The sequence below is a fragment of the Haliea sp. E17 genome (assembly GCF_048323675.1).
Taxonomy (GTDB): Bacteria; Pseudomonadota; Gammaproteobacteria; order Pseudomonadales; family Halieaceae; genus Mangrovimicrobium.
The window spans coordinates 1-763 of record NZ_JBLWFK010000016.1 but is presented as its reverse complement, the minus strand read 5'-3'; the positions used below and the strand labels follow the sequence as shown (position 1 = coordinate 763).

1 protein-coding gene is annotated in these 763 nt (G+C 61.9%); it reads left to right on the top strand.

The features are described 5' to 3' along the window. The coding region (locus ACNKU3_RS20635) for an EF-Tu/IF-2/RF-3 family GTPase (protein ID WP_418261464.1) at positions 1 to 741 on the top strand (741 nt) is incomplete at its 5' end. Positions 742 to 763 lie beyond the last annotated feature (22 nt).

The window sequence follows — 763 nt, the reverse complement described above, 5'->3', positions numbered from 1 at the left end:
ATGGAGCTGCGCGAGCTGCTGGACCAGTACGAATTCCCCGGTGACGACACCCCGATCATCTGTGGTTCCGCGCTGATGGCGCTGAACGGCGAAGACGAGAACGGCCTGGGCACCACCGCGGTCAAGACCCTGGTTGAGACCCTGGACGCCTACATCCCCGAGCCGGAGCGTGCCATCGACGGTACCTTCCTGATGCCGGTGGAAGACGTGTTCTCCATCTCCGGTCGCGGTACTGTTGTGACTGGTCGTGTCGAGCGCGGCATCATCAAGGTCGGTGAAGAGATCGAGATCGTCGGTATCAACGACACCACCAAGACCACCTGTACCGGTGTCGAGATGTTCCGCAAGCTGCTGGACGAAGGCCGTGCGGGCGAGAACGTCGGCGTACTGCTGCGCGGCACCAAGCGTGACGAAGTCGAGCGTGGCCAGGTCCTGGCGAAGCCGGGCACCGTAACCCCGCACACCAAGTTCGAAGCCGAAGTCTACGTACTGGGCAAGGACGAAGGCGGCCGTCACACCCCGTTCTTCAAGGGCTACCGTCCGCAGTTCTACTTCCGTACCACCGACGTGACTGGCGCCTGTGAGCTGCCGGAAGGCGTTGAGATGGTCATGCCGGGCGACAACGTGCAGATGGTTGTCACCCTGATCGCGCCGATCGCGATGGAAGATGGCCTGCGCTTCGCGATCCGCGAAGGTGGCCGTACCGTTGGTGCTGGCGTCGTCGCTAAAATCATCGAGTAATTGATGAATGGGGTCAGAGTCA